Origin of the sequence: Rhizobium rosettiformans (assembly GCF_016806065.1) — a bacterium.
GTDB lineage: Bacteria > Pseudomonadota > Alphaproteobacteria > Rhizobiales > Rhizobiaceae > Allorhizobium.
On record NZ_CP032405.1, the window covers coordinates 2,656,393 to 2,672,015 of the forward strand.

The window sequence follows — 15,623 nt, forward strand, 5'->3', positions numbered from 1 at the left end:
ACCGTTTTGCTATTTTCCCGACCGTGTTGACTAAGACGACTTGTGCGGTAGTCTTAAATCGTTAGCGCCAGAGAGGAGGCACAGATGAAAAAGTGCATTGGGAAAAATCTTGCGGCGTTTCTCGTCGGACTGAGCCTGTCCACCGGACTTGTGCTGCCGGCTGGAGCAACTGAGCTGCTGAACGTGTCCTATGATCCGACGCGCGAGCTCTATTCCGAGTTCAACACCGCCTTCGCCACGCATTGGAAGCAGGAGACGGGCGAGGACGTGCGGATCAGCCAGTCGCATGGCGGCTCGGGTCGTCAGGCGCGCGCCGTGATGGAAGGCCTTGAGGCCGATGTCGTAACCCTCGCCCTGCAAAGCGACATCGACATCATCTCCGAGCGGACAAATCTCATCGCGCCCGACTGGCGTGCACGCCTGCCGAACAATTCGTCCCCCTACACCTCGACCATCGTCTTTCTGGTGCGCAAGGGCAATCCGAAGGGCATCCAGGATTGGGGCGATCTGGTGAAGGGCGATGTGCAGATCGTCACCCCGAACCCGAAGACCTCGGGCGGCGCGCGCTGGAATTATCTCGCCGCCTGGGCCTGGGCCAACAAGGAATTCGGCGGCGACCAGCAGAAGATCCGCGACTATATCGCCGAGATCTACCGCCGCGCCCCCGTGCTCGATACCGGTGCCCGAGGCTCGCTGACGAGCTTTGCCCAGCGCGAGATCGGCGACGTGCTGATCTCCTGGGAAAACGAGGCCTATCTCGCCGGCAAGGAATTCGGCGCTGACCAGTTCGACATCGTCACCCCCTCGCTGTCGATCCTCGCCGAACCGCCGGTCGCGGTCGTCGATGTCGTCGTCGACAAGAAGGGCACCCGCAAACAGGCGGAAGCCTATCTGAACTACCTCTATTCGGCAGAAGGCCAGGCGCTTGCCGCCAAGCACTTCTATCGCCCCTCGCGTCCGGATCTTGTGGCCCCAGGCTCCGGCCCCGAACTGCCGAAGCTCGATCTCGTCACCATCGACGATCCGCTTTTCGGCGGCTGGGCCAAGGCGCAGCCGGAGCATTTCGGCGAAGGCGGTGTCTTCGACCAGATCTACCGCCCCTGACGGGCGGCTCCTCCCAAGGGTCAGGAAGGCGGTTCCGAAAGGGCCGCCTTTTTTGTCTAGAGTAGGCAAGGTCGCATTGCTCGCCGTCAGTCGCCCATCGTTGCGCCGCGCCAGCTTTTCCGCTACACACCCTCATCCACAAGGACCCGGTGCAAATCCGGGTGGCTCTTCTGGCCGCCGATCCGCCAGACAACACAGCAACGCAACCCTTTTCGTTTCCTGGCCCGAGACCCGCTCGGACCGTTGCAACAACTGTGAAAAATCAAGAATGCAAACACTTATCCAGTACCGCCGCGAGTGGTTCTCCAACATCCGTGGCGACATCCTCTCGGGCATCGTCGTGGCGCTCGCCCTCATCCCTGAGGCCATCGGCTTCTCGGTCATCGCCGGCGTCGATCCCAAGGTTGGCCTTTATGCCTCCTTCGCCATTGCCTGCGTCACCGCCTTCGTCGGCGGCCGTCCCGGTATGATCTCGGCAGCGACTGCCGCCACAGCCGTCATCATGGTCTCGCTGGTGAAGGACCACGGCCTGCAATATCTCTTCGCCGCCACCATCCTGATGGGTGTCATCCAGATCCTCGCCGGCTTCCTGAAGCTCGGCCGCGTCATGCGCTTCGTCTCCCGCTCGGTCATCACTGGCTTCGTCAACGCGCTCGCCATCCTGATCTTCATGGCACAGCTGCCAGAACTGATCGGCGTGCCGGGCCTGACCTATGCCATGATCGCCGGCGGCCTCGCGATCATCTACCTCTTCCCCTATGTGACCAAGGCGATCCCGTCGCCGCTGGTCGCCATCATCGTGTTGACGACGCTTGCCTGGTGGACGGGCATGGACTTGCGCACCGTCGCCGACCTCGGCGAACTGCCCTCGACGCTGCCCGTCTTCCTGCTGCCGGATGTGCCGCTCACCTGGGAGACGCTGCAGATCATCCTGCCCTATTCGCTGACGCTCGCCGCCGTCGGCCTGCTGGAGTCCTTGCTGACCGCGCAGATCGTCGATGACATGACCGACACCCCGAGCAACAAGAGCCAGGAATGCATCGGTCAGGGCACGGGCAACATCGCCTCCGCCATGATCGGCGGCATGGGCGGCTGCGCCATGATCGGCCAGTCTGTCATCAACGTCACCTCGGGCGGCCGCGGACGCCTGTCGGCCTTCGTTGCCGGCGCCTTCCTGCTCTTCCTGATCGTGGTGCTCGACGATCTCGTCCGCATCATTCCGATGGCAGCCCTGGTCGCCATCATGATCATGGTCTCGATCGGAACCTTCTCCTGGCGCTCGATCCTGGATCTCCGTCGCAATCCCTGGCAGTCCTCTGTCGTCATGCTGGCAACGGTCGTGACAGTGGTCGCCACCCATGACCTCGCCAAGGGCGTCATTGTCGGCGTGCTGCTCTCCGGCATCTTCTTCGCCGGCAAGGTGGCCAAGCTCTTCCGCATCACCCGCCATAGCGAAGAAACCTCCGGCGCCGTCACCTACCGCGTCACGGGCCAGATCTTCTTCGCCTCGGCCGAGAGCTTTATTCACGCCTTCGATTTCACGGACAGGGCAAGCAAGATCGTCATCGACGTGACAGCGGCCCATCTCTGGGACATCACCGCCGTCGGTGCGCTCGACAAGATCGTGCTGAAATACCGCAAGGCCGGTCTCGAGGTCGACGTTCTCGGCTTCAACGAGGCCAGCGCCGACATGGTCGACCGCTTCGCCCTGCACGACAAGGACGAGCGGCTGGCCGCCAGCGCTGCCTTGCACTGAGATGAGGACAGGGGGCGCCCGCAAACCAGCGCCCTTGTCCCGCTTCACCGCACGATCAAGCAAAGGTGAGGTCGCAAATCCGGATCCGCGCACTACCCTTGAGAGTAGCTGTGACCAAATCCGGAGACGATCATGACCCGCGCATTTTCCCTGCCGTCCATGCCCAAGTTCACGCTGTCCCTCTCGGCCCTGGCCGGCGCTACCCTTATCGCCGGCGCTGCCATGGCCCATCACGGCTGGTCCTGGGCCGAGGCCGACCAGATCGATCTGACCGGCACAATCACCGCCATCTCCTTTGCCCCGCCGCATCCGACGCTCGAACTGGAGACGGCGGAAGGCCCTTGGCGCATCGAACTCGGCAACCCGAACCAGACTCAGCGATCGGGCTTCGTCGAAGGGATCGCTACGGTAGGCGACGAGATCACGGTGCGCGGCAACCGTTCGCTCGATCCGGATGAAAAGCGCCTGAAGGCCGTGCGCGTCATCGTCGAGGGCACGAACTACGACATTTATCCGAGCCGCATCGTCACCAATTGACACCATGGAGTGGCTCTCAGTCCTTGGCGAGACCTCTGTGGCGAGAGCGCTGATCCGTGCGCCGGTGCTCTACATCTTTGCCAGTGCCGCGCACATCCTGTCGCTTGCCATGCTGGTTGGCGCAAGCGTCATCCTCGATCTGCGCCTGCTCGGCCGGTTTAAGAGCCTGCCGCTCGCCGAAACAGCCGAACTGCTTTCGCGGATCGCAGCCCTTGCGCTTTGCCTTGCGGTGTTGACCGGTGCTGTCCTCTTTTCCGTGCGTCCGGTCGAGTATGCCGGCAACACGGCCTTTCTGATCAAGCTAATGCTCGTCGGGCTTGGAACGGCGAATGCCGTGTTCGTTCATCTCTCCCGGGACTGGGCCGAGATGATCGTGGCAGGGGAGGCGTCGCTTCTGTTGAAACTCGGCGCTGTTTTCTCGTTGACAACATGGCTGTCCGCCGTCCTCGCCGGCCGCTGGATCGGCTTCCTCTGAAAGTCTCCGGTCTAAGGTTTCACCCCTTGGTCCACCCGAAAATGACGATTGTCAGTCTGTTTGCGCAGCAATCGACTGGTGTTACTCTGCGACCGTTGTTTCGGGGGATTTCAACATGCCACAACTTTCCATCTGGTATTTCCGCACGGCCATCCTGTTCCTGATCGCTGGCATCTGTGTCGGCCTCTACATGTCGATCACCCACCAGTTCGAGGCGACCGGCGCGCATGCCCATATCAACCTGCTCGGCTGGGTCACCATGGCGATCTTCGGCATCTACTATGCGCTGAACCCGGTGCAGGCCGCGAGCCGCATCGCCAGGATCCAGTACATGCTCTACACGCTGGGCATCCTGGTCATGGCACCTTCGCTCTTCCTGATGCTGACCGGCAATCCGTCGCTCGAACCCGTGGTCGCGGTCTCCTCGCTGGTGACCTTCGCCGGCGTTCTGCTTTTCGCGGTGATCCTGTTTACCCGGAAGGCGTGACGGATCAGCGGGCCACTCCGTCCTGCCACCATGCGAGCGCTTCCAGCCCCGCCGGTGTCAGCCCGTAGACGCCGCGGTCCACCCGTTCGAACCATCCATAGACATTCGCCTGCAGGATCTTGCCCGCTTCGGGAACGCTTGCCCTGACGTCGCGCACCTTCAGGGGCCCGCAGGCAAGTGCTGCAGCACAGCTCAGCGCCTGCTGGCGATAGGCGGTCATCAAGGGGGTGCGGGTGCTGCCGCCGACGGCTGGGTCACCCCGGCGTTTCTGGTGCTCGCGCATCAGGCGTGAGCGGCGCTTGGGATTGGTTCGCGGCATTGGTGTCACCGAACCGACGATGACGTTGACCGTGCCGTTGTCGGCAACGCCGAGCATGCCGATGCCGAGCCTGCGGCAGAGATCGCGGTAGCGTTTGTCGCTCTCGCGGCCTTTGCCCTTGGCGGAGATGCGCGCCGCGATCCAGAGCTCGTCGGCGACCACAGCGCGGTCGACCGCCTGCAGGATGAGCTCGAGATTGAAGCTCAGCTTCAGTTCGCAGACGACCACAACCGGCGGATCGTCGTCGCTTAAGCCCACGAGATCGCAGCCGCCGATCTCGCCCTTCACGGTATAGCCCGCCTGTTCGAGGAAGCTTTTGACGGGAAGGTAGAGCGAGGTTTCCATGGAGCTCGGGATCAGGTTGCGCAAGAATCGACACCTAGCCTGCTTTGTCGGTGAGCGTCATCAGGAAATCTGAGGGGGCACAGGAAACGGGTGGCCCGTTCGGTCCTCTCTGGCGATGCTTATCCGCGTGTTCGCGAGAGGAGATAGCCATGAACCCTGATCAGACCGACGATGCCCGCTGGCAGGCGGTCCGCACCCGTGATGCGTCAATGGACGGCCATTTCGTCTACGGCGTGCTGTCGACCCGGATCTTCTGCCGTCCGTCCTGCCCCTCTCGTCCGGCGCGACCGGAAAACGTCACCTTCCACGAAACGGCTGAGGCCGCCCGGGCGGGCGGCTTCAGGGCCTGTCTGCGCTGCTGTCCGGATCAGCCCGAAACCTGGGCCGAACAGGTGCCGCGCTCTCTCACACCAGGAAGATCGAGATGATCGGAAAGGCCGTCAGAAGCACGATGCGGAAGACGTCGGCGGTGACGAAGGGCACGATCCCCTTATAGGTCTCGCGGATCGGCACGTCGCGCGACATGGCCGATATGATGAAGAGATTTAAGCCCACCGGTGGCGTTATCATGCCGATCTCGGCCACCATCAGCACCAGAATGCCGAACCAGATGGCGAAGTGCTCCGGGCTCATGCCGAAATCCATCGCCGTCACGATCGGGAAGAAGATCGGGATGGTGAGCACGATCATGGAGAGCGAGTCCATGATGCAGCCGAAGATGATGTAGAGCAGGAGGATGATGATCAGCACGGTCATCGGTGCAAAGCCCTGCGCCGTCACCCATTCCGCACCCATTTGCGGCAGGCGGGAGAAGGCGAGGAAGGAGTTGAATACCGAGGCGCCGAGAATGATGAAGAAGATCATGCCGGTGGAAACCGCCGTTTCCTTGAAGCAGGCGATCAGCGACGCGCGGTCGAGCCCGCCATTGGCAAAGGCGACGAGACCGGCACCGACGGCACCGACGGCGGCGGCCTGTGTCGGCGTAAACCAGCCGAGATAGATGCCGCCGACGACGGCAAAGAAGATTGCGACGACCGGCCAGACGGCAATCAGCGCCGGAATGCGATCCTTCCACGGAATGCGCGGCGCCTGGCCGGCACTTTCCGGCTTCAGCCGGACATAGATGGCAATGACGATCAGATAGGAGATCGCCGCGATCAGGCCCGGCACGAAGGCGGCAAGGAAGAGTTTGGCGATGTTCTGCTCGGCGAGGATCGCATAGATGACCAGCACGACCGAGGGCGGGATGAGGATCCCCAGCGTGCCGCCGGCTGCCAGCGTCGCGGTTGCAAGCCCACCGGCATAACCGTTGCGCTTCAGTTCCGGAAGCGCCACCTGCGCCATGGTCGCAGCCGTCGCGAGCGACGAGCCGCAGATCGAGCCGAAACCGGCAGACGCTCCGATCGCCGCCATGGCAACCCCGCCCTTGCGATGCCCGACAAAGGCCGCCGCCGCGTTGAATAGGGCCTGGCTCATGCCGCCGCGGGCGGCAAACTGGCCCATCAGCAGGAAGAGCGGGATGATCGACAGCGAATAATTCGCGTTCGTGTTCCAGGCCAGAACCTTCATCTGCGCCATGATCGGCGTCCAGCGGTCGAGCACCAGATAGGTGCCCACGACGCCGGTGGCGAGCATGGCGGCGCCAATCGGCACGCGCAGGAAAATCAGCAGAATGAGGACGGGGAAAGACCAGAGGCCGATTTCAATGCTGCTCATCAGTGCGCTCCCATCGCAGCGACGATCGTCTTGCCGCGGCGGATGTCGCGGATATCGGCGGCGATCACATAGAGGCAGACGAGGAGATTGGCGATAAGAAGGGCAAGCGCAATGGCAAAGCCCCACCAGACAGGCAGAAGCAGCAGCGGGGTGATTTCGCCATTGCCGAATTTGTCCATGGTGCCGATGGTGTGGCGCCAGGTAACGAGCCCGATCAGCGCGGCGATGACGATGTCGCCGATCAGCTGCGTCCAGTTCATCGCCTTCGGTCCGAAGGCGGAAATCAGGATGTCGACGCCCACATGGCCGCGCTTCAACTGGCAGAAGGGCAGGAAGGCAAAGACTGCGAGCCCGCAGAGCGCTTCGACCAGTTCGATTTCACCGGGCAGGGGGCGGATGGTGACCGAACCGACGATCGAGGCGACGGTCAGCGCGCAGGCAACCACGAGACAGAAGCCGCCGAACAGGACGAGTGCGGAGGCCAGGCTATGGCAAGCCCGCTCCAGTCGTTCGAAGCTGGTGGAAACGGCAGTCGCCATCAGAAAGTCCCTTGAAAATCCGTGCAAAGGGTCCGGGCGCCTTCCGACAAGCGCCCGGACAAGGCGGGGAGGTTATTGGGTATTGGCCTGAATGAGCGAAAGGGCGTCGTTGTAGAGCGCCGTGCCATCAAGACCCTTGCCGTCCATTTCGGCGATCCAGGCCTTGGTCACGGCTTCGCCCGCAGCCTTCCAGCGTGCAGTCTCGGCTTCGTCCAGGGTGATGATCTTGTTGCCGTTCTTTTCGGCAATGTCCTTGCCGCGGATATCGCCTTCATCCATGGCCTGTCCGAAGAGACGGGCGAGTTCCTTGCCGGAATTGTCGTCGATCACCTTCTTCAGGTCGTCTGGCATCGCGTCATAGCTGTCCTTGTTCATCGCGAACACGAAGGTGCCGGTGTAAAGCCCGTTCGGACCGGAGAAGCCGGTGTGGTTCGGCGCAAGCTCGGCGATCTTGATCGCAGGCGTCACTTCCCACGGAACGACCGAGCCGTCGATGACGCTCTTCGACAGGCTCTCCGGAACAGCCGTGACCGGCATGCCGACGGCAGACGCGCCCATGGCTTCGAGCATCTGGTTGATCACCTTCGAGGTGCCGCGCAGCTTCAGACCTTGCATGTCCTCGAGCTTTTCGACCGGCTTGGAGGCGATGGTGTGGATGAGGCCAGGGCCATGGGTGTGGACCGCCAGAACGTGGTAGTCGGTCAACTCGTCCTTCAGGTGCTTCTCGTAATAGTCCTGGAAGGCGAGCGAGGTGGCCTCGGCTGTCGTCACCATGAAGGGGAGTTCGAAGGCTTCCGACTTCGGGAAACGGCCGGGCGTGTAGCCGAACAGCGTCCAGGTCAGATCGACAACGCCGTCCTTCACCTGGTCCACGAGGTCGGCCGGCCTGCCGCCGAGCTGCATGGCAGGATAGAGTTCCACGGCGATGCGGCCACCGGAATCGGCCTGGATCTTCTCGGCCCAGGGCTGCAGCACCTTGGCAGGGATCGTCGCCTGTGGCGGCAACATCTGGTGAAGCTTGAGGGTAACGTCTGCGGCGAAGCTGGCGGACGCCATCATCGACAATGCGGCACCGGACAATCCGGCGATAAGAAACTGGCGCAACATGATTTCCTCCCATGTCTTGTTGATCTGGAAAAATCGTCCGGCTCGAGGCAACAGAGCAATCAGAAAACATGACGAAAGTCATGTAAAGATCGCGTCGCCCGGTTCCTCACTCCCATCCGGCAGACTCTTCCTTATAAGTTATGATTACAGATGGGATGCGGCCACGCAAATAATTATGTGGCCGTAAATCATAACCAGATTAGTATGCATGGCGCTGTGCAAAGCCGCGCGTCGCGGCCCCGTGCCGCGATCGTGACGACGGGCCGGCCGCCGGGCCTTGGCTCCATCCTCGTCTCCGGTTATAGCTCGCGGCTCCGGCCCGGTCATGACGACACGAGGCGGGCGATTGTCGATCTGCAAGGATGATCCCGGATGCGTCTTCTTCCCTTCGGCCCCCGCCGCCGATCGCGCGCGGCCTTCGTGGCGCTCTGCCTGCTTTCGGCAACGGGGCTTGCTTCCTGCGCCGGTCGCCCGGGCCCGGAGACGCTGGGGACGGTGGCGCTGGGTGACTACGAGCCGACGCGCGTCGAGACGCTCTACACGGTCACGACCCGTGACCGCGCCCAACCCGGGGAGAACGTCTTCACGACGACCAAGACCCGGGAGCCCAATTATGCGAGCTTCGCCGTCTCCATCCCGCCGAACCATCAGCCTGCTAACATCGAATGGCCGAAACCCGGCCGCAAGGTCGATCCGAGGACCGACTTCGCCGTCGTTTCGCAATCGGTGATGGACCGTCAGGGCCTCCTGCAGGCGATCCGCGCCCGCGATGCCGGCGCACCGGTGGTCTTCGTGCACGGCTACAACTACAATTTCCAGGAAGCGCTGTTCCGCCTCGCCCAGCTGAAGACGGACAGCAATCTCGACGGAACGCCGGTCCTGTTTTCCTGGCCCTCGCTTGCGGCTCTTCCGGCCTATGTGGCCGACAAGGAGTCCGCGACCTATTCTCGTGATGCGCTTGCCGACCTCTTGAGCGACATGGTGCGGGCGCGCAAGGGCGACGTCGACGTCTTCGCCCATTCGATGGGCGGTTGGCTGACCGTCGAAGCGCTCCGCCAGCTGAGGCTGCAGGGCAAGGGTGACGTCCTTGATCGGCTGAGGGTCATCATGGCCGCACCCGATATCGATGAAGATGTCTTCACGGCCCAGCTCGATGTCATCGGTCGGATGCGGATCCCGATCACCATTCTGGTCTCGCCGGATGACCGCGCGCTGCAGGTCTCGAGCATTCTCGGCGCTGGCACCCAGCGCGTCGGCGCGCTGGACGCGCGCAATCCGGAAGTGGCTGAGGCCGCCAAGCGCTATGGCGTGACGGTCATCGATATCTCGTCGCTCGAATCCGTCGATGCCACCAATCACAACCGCTTCTTCGACGTGAAACAGCTGGCCGCAACCCTTGGCACACCTACCTCGAGTGCGACGCTCGGCGATGCAGGAGCCTTCGTGCTGGATGCTGCCGCCCAGACCGTGTCCAGTCCCTTCTCCCTTGCCGCCAGGGTGCTGCGTCAGCAATGAAGTTGGGCTGAGCGTAGCCATCTGAGAAGTATGACGCGACGCGCAGCTCAGTCTTGCGTTTCGGCAGGTTGACGAGGGACGAAATTCGGTGTCTTGCGCAATTTATGCCAAGATCCAATGCGTCTATGGACTGGAAGAGAGGATACCGCCTGACCGGCGCTAAAAAGGGCGCGCAAAGGACGGCCTCGAACTCATCGCCCGCCCCGGTGGCCATCACTTCGACGAGAATTACGAGATGATTGCAGACAAGATTCTAGGGCGGGTCATGGCACCCTGAACCCGCCCGCCTTATCAGCGCGCGACTTTCGCAGTATGATCCCGCGATATCAGGGAGCCAGCCCATGAACGAGACCGTCAAACCATCAGTCCTCGACGACGAGGAATTCCACGCCGCCGCGGAAAGCGTGTTGCGCGAAGGCGAGACCGTGGCCGATCTGATCGACCGTTCGGCGAGGGCTGAAGTGGAGTATCGGCGCGAAGAGGCGGATTTCATCGCGAGGGGACTGGCGGCGCGCGAACACATGGCCCGCACTGGCATTTCCTACACGACCGACGAGGTCCTTGGCATGATGCGCGAGATCCGCGACGAGGCAAGGGCAAAGGCCGTGAAGTCGAGATGAGCCGAAAGCTGCACTATTCCGAAAGCTTCTTTCGCGACATGCAGCGCTACTATCGGCAACTGGCAACCGTCAATCCGCCCGCGGCAGACAAGGTCTACGACGCGGTCGCTCACCATCTGGTACTTCTCGTCGACTTCCCGATGATTGGTCGCCGCGTGAATGTGTATGTCGATACGATCATGCTGCGCGAAATCCTAGTGCCCTTTGGACAGGCTGGTTACATCATCCTCTTCGAAGTCGTCGATGCCGACACACTCTCCATCCTCGCCATTCGCCACCAGCGCGAAGACGACTATCGCTGACCCTTACCGGTCGCTGATTTCCCAACGCGGATTGATCCATGGCTCCTGATTGCTGCGGGGGAGTGGCTGCTTGCCCAGGATATGATCAGCCGCCTTCTCGCCGGTCATGATCGAGGGGCCGTTGAGGTTGCCATAGGTCAGCCGCGGAAAGATCGACGAGTCCACGACGCGCAGACCCTCCACGCCGATGACGCGGCATTCCGGATCGACCACGGCCATCGGATCGTCCTTCGATCCCATCTTCGATGTCCCGCAGGGATGATAGGCGCTTTCCAGATGCTCGCGCAGGAAGGCGTCGATCTGATCGTCCGTCTGAACCCCTTCGCCCGGCTGGATTTCCGGTCCGCGAAAGGCGTCGAAAGCCTTCTGGCCGAAGATCTCGCGGGTAAGCCGAACGCAGTGACGGAACTTCACCCAGTCTTCCTCATGGCTCATATAGTTGAACTTGATCACCGGATCGGCCATCGGATCGGACGAGCGCAGGGTGACGGCGCCGCGTGATTTCGAGTGATTGTAGCCCACATGCACCTGGAAGCCATGGCTTCTCGCTGCCGCCTTGCCGTCATAGGAAATGGCGACGGGCAGGAAGTGGAACTGGATGTCAGGCTGCTTCACACCGGCTGCCGAGCGTACGAAGGCGCAGGATTCGAACTGGTTGGAGCTGCCAAGCCCGGTGCCGGAAAACAGCCATTGCGCGCCAGCCACCCCTTGCCAGAACCAGGGCAGCCAGGAATAGAGCGAGACCGGTTTGGTTGCGACCTGCTGGAAGTAGAACTCCATGTGGTCCATCAGGTTGGCGCCCACGCCCGGCCGGTCGACCTTCACCTCGATGCCCATGTCCTTCAGATGCTGCGCCGGTCCGATGCCCGAAAGCATCAGGAGCTTCGGCGAGTTGAAGGTCGAAGCGGAAACGATGACCTCCCGATTGGCCTTCACCACCTCGATTTTGCCATTACGCTCGATCTCGACGCCGACGGCCCGGCCGTTCTCGATGACGATCTTGCGGGCAAAGCAGCGCACCAGCTCGACATTGCCGCGCTTCATCGCTGGCTTGAGATAGGCATTGGCGGCGGACCAGCGGCGCGAGCGCCAGATAGTCTGCTCCATCAGGCCGAAGCCTTCCTGTTTCTCGCCGTTATAGTCTTCCGTCGTCTCGAAGCCGGCCTGCTTGCCGGCTTCCACGAAAGCGCGCACCAGCGGGTTCTTCGCGGGGCCACGCTGGACATGCAGCGGCCCGTCGGTGCCGCGCCAGCCTTCCTGGCCGCCATGCGAGTTCTCCATGCGTTTGAAGTAGGGCAACACGTCCGCATAGCCCCAGCCCTTGGCACCACTCTCCTCCCAGCCTTCGAAATCCTCGGCCGATCCGCGCACATAGACCATCCCGTTGATCGAGGAGGAGCCGCCGATCACCTTGCCACGCGGTGCCGTGATGCGCCGGTTGTTGAGGTTCGGCTCTGGCTCGGAGAGGTAGCCCCAGTTGTAGCGCTTCATGCTCATCGGCCAGGCAAGGGCAGCCGGCATCTGAATGAACGGCCCGATATCCGATCCGCCATATTCGAGCACCATGACGCTGTTCTTGCCGTCTTCCGAAAGCCGGTAAGCCAGCGCCGAACCGGCAGAGCCGGAACCGATGATGATGAAGTCTGCGTTCTGCATGGTCAGATCCGAGCGGTTGAAGAGTTATAGCTATTTGCTATAGTGGGCCGATGAAGAAGGTGGAGTATTCTAGGGCCGCCAGCAAAGTGTTGGACCGGATGCAGCCCAGGCGACGGGAGGCGATCCGCCAGAAAGTCGATGCGTTCGCACGAGGCGAGCGGGTCGATTTGAAGAAGCTGAAGGGCAGCCCGCTTCTCAGAATTCGCGTCGGAGACGACCGGGTCATCATCGATGAGCAGAGGATGCTGGTCCTTGTCGTCGAAGTCGGGCCGCGCGGCGGCATCTACAAGGAGTGAACCATGGGCGAACTGCGCAAGACCGTCATCGACGGCGAGACCTATGTTCTCATCCCCGAGGACGAGTACGAAGACCTGATCGATGGCATTGAGGCCGAGAAGATTCTGGCTCGTGTCCGGGCCGGCGAGGAGACCTGGCCGGCGGAACTCGTTTACGAACTCTGGGAAACCGACAGCCGCATCCGCACCTACCGCAATTACCGCAAGCTGTCCGTCTCCGACCTCGCCGCCGCTGCCGGCATCTCGCAGCCCTATCTCTCCGAGATCGAGAGCGGCAAGAAGACCGGCTCGGTTGATGTGCTGAAGCGTATTGCCGCGGCGCTCAAGGTCGATCTCGACGATATCGTGGTTTGACGGATAGGCTTCACTCCGGGCACACCCCCCTCTGTCGGCTGCGCCGACATCTCCCCCACACGGGGGGAGAGTGTTCGCCGACGCTTTACCTCCCGAGTGATCGATCGGCCGAGCGCTCGACGTTTGCAGTGAGCCGACCGCCCAGCCTCCATCCACTCTCCCTCCGGGTGGGTGAGATGCCCGGCAGGGCAGAGGGAGGCGAACTTGCGCGACGGCCACGCTCATCTCAATACGGCGCCTCACACTTGCCCATGCCGACATAAATCGTCTTCAGCTCGGAATAATGCTCCAGCGCCGTTGCCGAATTCTCGCGGCCAAAGCCGGACTGCTTGGACCCGCCGAAGGGGATTTCGACCGGGCAGAGATTGTATGTGTTGATCCACAGCGTGCCCGCCTCCAACTGACCGACCACGCGATGCGCGCGGGAGAAATCAGCCGTAAACACGCCCGCCGAAAGCCCGAACTCGGTGGCGTTCGCGCGTGCGATCACCTCCGCCTCGTCCTCGAAATCGAGCACGCACATCACAGGCCCGAAGATCTCTTCGCGCGCGATGGTCATGTCGTCGGTGACATCGGCAAAGACGGTCGGCTGGATGTAGAAGCCTTCGCCGGTGACGCTGTTGGGAATGCCGCCGCCGGTGATAAGTGTCGCGCCCTCCGCCTTGCCCTTGTCGATATAGGAGAGCACCTTCTCGCGCTGCGCGAGCGAGACCATCGGCCCCATCTGGGTTGCCTCGTCCTGCGGATCGCCGATCAGGATCGCTTCCGTGCGGGCCTTGAGCCGCGTAAGAAACGTCTCCTTGATTGCCTTGTGCACGAAGACGCGCGTGCCGTTCGAGCAGACCTGGCCGGTCGAATAGAAATTGCCAAGCATGGCGCCCGAGATCGCGCCGTCGATATCGGCATCGTCAAAGACGACGATCGGCGACTTGCCGCCGAGTTCCATCGTCACATGCTTGAGCTGCGATGCGGCAGCGCCTGCCACCTTGCGGCCCGTCGGCACGGAGCCGGTCAGCGACACCTTGGCAACGTCAGGATGCGACACGAGCAGCGGCCCGGTCTCGCGATCCCCCTGGATGACATTGTAGACGCCCTTCGGCGCGCCGGCCTCGATCAGGATCTCGGCGATCTTCAAGGCGCCGAGCGGGGTGACTTCCGAGGGCTTGAACACCATGGCATTGCCGGCAGCGAGTGCGGGTGCGCCCTTCCAGCAGGCGATCTGCTGCGGATAGTTCCAGGCACCGATGCCGACGACCACGCCGAGCGGCACGCGCTTGGTATAGGCCCAGTCGCCACCCAGCGGGATTTGACTGCCATTCATGGCAGTCGCGATGATGCCGCCGAAGAATTCGAAACTGTCGGCCCCCGAGGTCGGGTCGGCCACGATCGTCTCCTGGATCGGCTTGCCGGTGTCGAGCGTCTCGAGCTCGGAAAGCTCGCGGTTGCGCTCGCGCATGATCTCGGCCGCCTTCTTCAACACGCGTCCGCGCGCTGCCGGGCTCCAGGACGCCCATTCCTTCTGCGCCCGCTTGGCCGACGCGATCGCCTTCTCGATGATCTGAGGGGTCGCGGCATGCAGCCTTGCGATCACCTCGCCGGTCGCCGGATAGATGCTCTCGATGACGGTGCCGGCTGTATCCTCGACATATTCCCCGTCGATGAAGTGGGAGGCTTGCGGTTGGGCTTTCATGTCCTGTCTCCAGACGGGTGGTTTCTCTCCACCTCCCCCTTGAGGGGGAGGTCGCCGCGAAGCGGCGGGTGGGGGTGATCTTCTGCTGTCGTTTCGTTCTGTCTGCGGCGCTCACGGCTCACCCCACCCCGGACCTTTGGTCCGACCCTCCCCCTCAAGGGGAGGGTGGGAGGCGAGCTGCCCCGTCACATAATCCTCGACCAATGCGACAGAGGCATCAATCGACAAGGGCGCGGCCTTCAGCGATTGGCGGATATAGAGCCCGTCGATCATTGCGGCTGCACCATCGGCGATCCGGCTTGCTCCAGGGGAGCCACACAGGGGCTTCAGTCCCGAAAGAAGGTTCGAATGCAGCCGCCGCGCATAGAGCGCGAGCAACCGGCGCACCTCTTCCGAACGCTGCGCCTCCGAATAAAAGGCAAGCCAGGCGGCAACCACTTCCGGCGCAAACTGGTCGGCATTGAAGGAGATGCGGATCACCGCCGTAATGCGCTCCCGCGGCGTCTGCGCCCGGCCGAGCGCCTCGACCGCATCCGCCCGCAATTGCCTGAGCAGCGAGCGGATCGTCTCGATCAGCAGGCGGTCTTTCGAGCCGAAATAGTGATGCGCTAACGCCGGAGAAACACCCGCCTCGCGGGCGATCTCCGACATGGTGACCGTCAGCGAGCCGTGATGGCCGATCGTCTTCAACGCGGCATCAACAAGCGCCTTTCGGCGCACTGGCTCCATTCCGACCTTCGGCATCCGGCTTCTCCTATGCTGCCCATGATAAATTTGATTGACTGATCAATCAATAAAAATCCGC

Annotated in this window: 19 protein-coding genes and 1 other annotated feature; of the genes, 12 read left to right on the forward strand and 7 right to left on the reverse strand. The window is 62.4% G+C overall.

Annotated elements, in window-relative coordinates; translation table 11 throughout:
* The first annotated feature begins 84 nt into the window (after positions 1–84).
* From D4A92_RS12800 to D4A92_RS12820, 5 genes are all read left to right on the forward strand, one after another.
* Positions 85–1,104 carry a sulfate ABC transporter substrate-binding protein gene (locus D4A92_RS12800; protein ID WP_203013700.1) on the forward strand — a complete coding sequence of 340 codons (1,020 nt, stop codon included), beginning with the start codon at positions 85–87 and terminating at the stop codon, positions 1,102–1,104.
* Positions 1,105–1,243: 139 nt separating this feature from the next.
* Positions 1,244–1,299: a sequence feature (sul1 is cis-regulatory element that is thought to sense ions involved in sulfur or methionine metabolism; They are found in Alphaproteobacteria), on the forward strand.
* Positions 1,300–1,372: 73 nt separating this feature from the next.
* Complete coding sequence (locus tag D4A92_RS12805) at positions 1,373–2,860, forward strand: SulP family inorganic anion transporter (protein WP_203013701.1); 1,488 nt, start codon at positions 1,373–1,375, stop codon at positions 2,858–2,860.
* 159 nt (positions 2,861–3,019) lie between these two features.
* Positions 3,020–3,397 (forward strand): DUF6152 family protein, encoded by a 378-nt coding sequence (locus D4A92_RS12810; protein ID WP_203019948.1) that lies wholly within the window; start codon positions 3,020–3,022, stop codon positions 3,395–3,397.
* Between the two features lie 4 nt (positions 3,398–3,401).
* Positions 3,402–3,872: a DUF6644 family protein gene (locus D4A92_RS12815; RefSeq protein ID WP_203013703.1), complete on the forward strand. Its 471-nt coding sequence runs from the start codon at positions 3,402–3,404 to the stop codon at positions 3,870–3,872.
* Positions 3,873–3,987: 115 nt separating this feature from the next.
* On the forward strand, positions 3,988–4,359 hold the full coding sequence (locus D4A92_RS12820; protein WP_203013705.1) for a hypothetical protein: 372 nt from the start codon (positions 3,988–3,990) through the stop codon (positions 4,357–4,359).
* Positions 4,360–4,363: 4 nt separating this feature from the next.
* Here the strand turns inward: D4A92_RS12820 and D4A92_RS12825 are convergent, their stop codons facing one another.
* The gene (locus tag D4A92_RS12825; RefSeq protein ID WP_203019949.1) at positions 4,364–5,023 is read right to left on the reverse strand and encodes a DUF2161 domain-containing phosphodiesterase; all 660 of its coding nucleotides are present in this window, start codon (positions 5,021–5,023) and stop codon (positions 4,364–4,366) included.
* A 149-nt stretch (positions 5,024–5,172) separates the two neighbouring features.
* Between D4A92_RS12825 and D4A92_RS12830 the strand changes: the two genes are divergently transcribed.
* A complete protein-coding gene (locus tag D4A92_RS12830) occupies positions 5,173–5,451 on the forward strand; it encodes an Ada metal-binding domain-containing protein (protein WP_203013707.1) in 279 nt (92 codons plus the stop codon).
* Here D4A92_RS12830 and D4A92_RS12835 read toward each other — a convergent pair.
* From D4A92_RS12835 to D4A92_RS12845, 3 genes are all read right to left on the reverse strand, one after another.
* The gene (locus D4A92_RS12835; RefSeq protein ID WP_203013709.1) at positions 5,429–6,739 is read right to left on the reverse strand and encodes a TRAP transporter large permease; all 1,311 of its coding nucleotides are present in this window, start codon (positions 6,737–6,739) and stop codon (positions 5,429–5,431) included. The genes D4A92_RS12830 and D4A92_RS12835 overlap by 23 nt on opposite strands.
* The gene (locus D4A92_RS12840; RefSeq protein ID WP_203013711.1) at positions 6,739–7,278 is read right to left on the reverse strand and encodes a TRAP transporter small permease; all 540 of its coding nucleotides are present in this window, start codon (positions 7,276–7,278) and stop codon (positions 6,739–6,741) included. The genes D4A92_RS12835 and D4A92_RS12840 overlap by 1 nt, the downstream gene beginning before the upstream one ends.
* A gap of 72 nt (positions 7,279–7,350) precedes the next feature.
* Positions 7,351–8,385 (reverse strand): TRAP transporter substrate-binding protein, encoded by a 1,035-nt coding sequence (locus D4A92_RS12845; protein ID WP_203013713.1) that lies wholly within the window; start codon positions 8,383–8,385, stop codon positions 7,351–7,353.
* 372 nt (positions 8,386–8,757) lie between these two features.
* On the opposite strand from D4A92_RS12845, the gene D4A92_RS12850 reads away from it, so the two are divergent.
* The 4 genes from D4A92_RS12850 to D4A92_RS12865 all read left to right on the forward strand — a co-directional run bounded on the left by D4A92_RS12850 (position 8,758) and on the right by D4A92_RS12865 (position 10,822).
* A complete protein-coding gene (locus D4A92_RS12850; protein ID WP_203013715.1) occupies positions 8,758–9,900 on the forward strand; it encodes an alpha/beta hydrolase in 1,143 nt (380 codons plus the stop codon).
* 193 nt (positions 9,901–10,093) lie between these two features.
* Positions 10,094–10,177, forward strand: coding sequence for an AcvB/VirJ family lysyl-phosphatidylglycerol hydrolase (locus tag D4A92_RS25320; protein WP_203019950.1), 84 nt, complete (start codon positions 10,094–10,096; stop codon positions 10,175–10,177).
* A 64-nt stretch (positions 10,178–10,241) separates the two neighbouring features.
* Positions 10,242–10,520, forward strand: coding sequence for a prevent-host-death protein (locus D4A92_RS12860; RefSeq protein WP_203013717.1), 279 nt, complete (start codon positions 10,242–10,244; stop codon positions 10,518–10,520).
* Positions 10,517–10,822: a type II toxin-antitoxin system RelE/ParE family toxin gene (locus tag D4A92_RS12865; RefSeq protein ID WP_203013718.1), complete on the forward strand. Its 306-nt coding sequence runs from the start codon at positions 10,517–10,519 to the stop codon at positions 10,820–10,822. Before D4A92_RS12860 ends, D4A92_RS12865 begins: the two co-directional genes overlap by 4 nt.
* Before the next feature lie 3 nt (positions 10,823–10,825).
* Here D4A92_RS12865 and betA read toward each other — a convergent pair whose 3' ends face one another.
* Positions 10,826–12,478, reverse strand: coding sequence for a choline dehydrogenase (gene betA / locus D4A92_RS12870; protein ID WP_203013728.1), 1,653 nt, complete (start codon positions 12,476–12,478; stop codon positions 10,826–10,828).
* A gap of 50 nt (positions 12,479–12,528) precedes the next feature.
* Between betA and D4A92_RS12875 the strand changes: the two genes are divergently transcribed.
* The gene (locus tag D4A92_RS12875) at positions 12,529–12,774 is read left to right on the forward strand and encodes a type II toxin-antitoxin system RelE family toxin (RefSeq protein WP_203013730.1); all 246 of its coding nucleotides are present in this window, start codon (positions 12,529–12,531) and stop codon (positions 12,772–12,774) included.
* 3 nt (positions 12,775–12,777) lie between these two features.
* Positions 12,778–13,128, forward strand: a complete 351-nt coding sequence (locus D4A92_RS12880; RefSeq protein WP_203013732.1) for a helix-turn-helix domain-containing protein — start codon at positions 12,778–12,780, stop codon at positions 13,126–13,128.
* 226 nt (positions 13,129–13,354) lie between these two features.
* On the opposite strand, the gene betB is transcribed toward D4A92_RS12880, so the two are convergent.
* Together betB and betI are read right to left on the reverse strand one after the other, a co-directional pair.
* Entirely contained in the window at positions 13,355–14,818 is a 1,464-nt protein-coding gene (betB, locus tag D4A92_RS12885) for a betaine-aldehyde dehydrogenase (protein ID WP_203013734.1), read from the reverse strand.
* A 111-nt stretch (positions 14,819–14,929) separates the two neighbouring features.
* A complete protein-coding gene (gene betI / locus D4A92_RS12890; RefSeq protein WP_203013736.1) occupies positions 14,930–15,562 on the reverse strand; it encodes a transcriptional regulator BetI in 633 nt (210 codons plus the stop codon).
* Positions 15,563–15,623 lie beyond the last annotated feature (61 nt).

Coding starts and splice junctions, on each gene's coding strand:
- D4A92_RS12800 (WP_203013700.1), top strand. CDS start 85: ATGAAAAAGTGCATTGGGAAAAATCTTGCGGCGTTTCTCGTCGGACTG.
- D4A92_RS12805 (WP_203013701.1), top strand. CDS start 1,373: ATGCAAACACTTATCCAGTACCGCCGCGAGTGGTTCTCCAACATCCGT.
- D4A92_RS12810 (WP_203019948.1), top strand. CDS start 3,020: ATGCCCAAGTTCACGCTGTCCCTCTCGGCCCTGGCCGGCGCTACCCTT.
- D4A92_RS12815 (WP_203013703.1), top strand. CDS start 3,402: ATGGAGTGGCTCTCAGTCCTTGGCGAGACCTCTGTGGCGAGAGCGCTG.
- D4A92_RS12820 (WP_203013705.1), top strand. CDS start 3,988: ATGCCACAACTTTCCATCTGGTATTTCCGCACGGCCATCCTGTTCCTG.
- D4A92_RS12825 (WP_203019949.1), bottom strand. CDS start 5,023: ATGGAAACCTCGCTCTACCTTCCCGTCAAAAGCTTCCTCGAACAGGCG.
- D4A92_RS12830 (WP_203013707.1), top strand. CDS start 5,173: ATGAACCCTGATCAGACCGACGATGCCCGCTGGCAGGCGGTCCGCACC.
- D4A92_RS12835 (WP_203013709.1), bottom strand. CDS start 6,739: ATGAGCAGCATTGAAATCGGCCTCTGGTCTTTCCCCGTCCTCATTCTG.
- D4A92_RS12840 (WP_203013711.1), bottom strand. CDS start 7,278: ATGGCGACTGCCGTTTCCACCAGCTTCGAACGACTGGAGCGGGCTTGC.
- D4A92_RS12845 (WP_203013713.1), bottom strand. CDS start 8,385: ATGTTGCGCCAGTTTCTTATCGCCGGATTGTCCGGTGCCGCATTGTCG.
- D4A92_RS12850 (WP_203013715.1), top strand. CDS start 8,758: ATGCGTCTTCTTCCCTTCGGCCCCCGCCGCCGATCGCGCGCGGCCTTC.
- D4A92_RS12860 (WP_203013717.1), top strand. CDS start 10,242: ATGAACGAGACCGTCAAACCATCAGTCCTCGACGACGAGGAATTCCAC.
- D4A92_RS12865 (WP_203013718.1), top strand. CDS start 10,517: ATGAGCCGAAAGCTGCACTATTCCGAAAGCTTCTTTCGCGACATGCAG.
- betA (WP_203013728.1), bottom strand. CDS start 12,478: ATGCAGAACGCAGACTTCATCATCATCGGTTCCGGCTCTGCCGGTTCG.
- D4A92_RS12875 (WP_203013730.1), top strand. CDS start 12,529: ATGAAGAAGGTGGAGTATTCTAGGGCCGCCAGCAAAGTGTTGGACCGG.
- D4A92_RS12880 (WP_203013732.1), top strand. CDS start 12,778: ATGGGCGAACTGCGCAAGACCGTCATCGACGGCGAGACCTATGTTCTC.
- betB (WP_203013734.1), bottom strand. CDS start 14,818: ATGAAAGCCCAACCGCAAGCCTCCCACTTCATCGACGGGGAATATGTC.
- betI (WP_203013736.1), bottom strand. CDS start 15,562: ATGCCGAAGGTCGGAATGGAGCCAGTGCGCCGAAAGGCGCTTGTTGAT.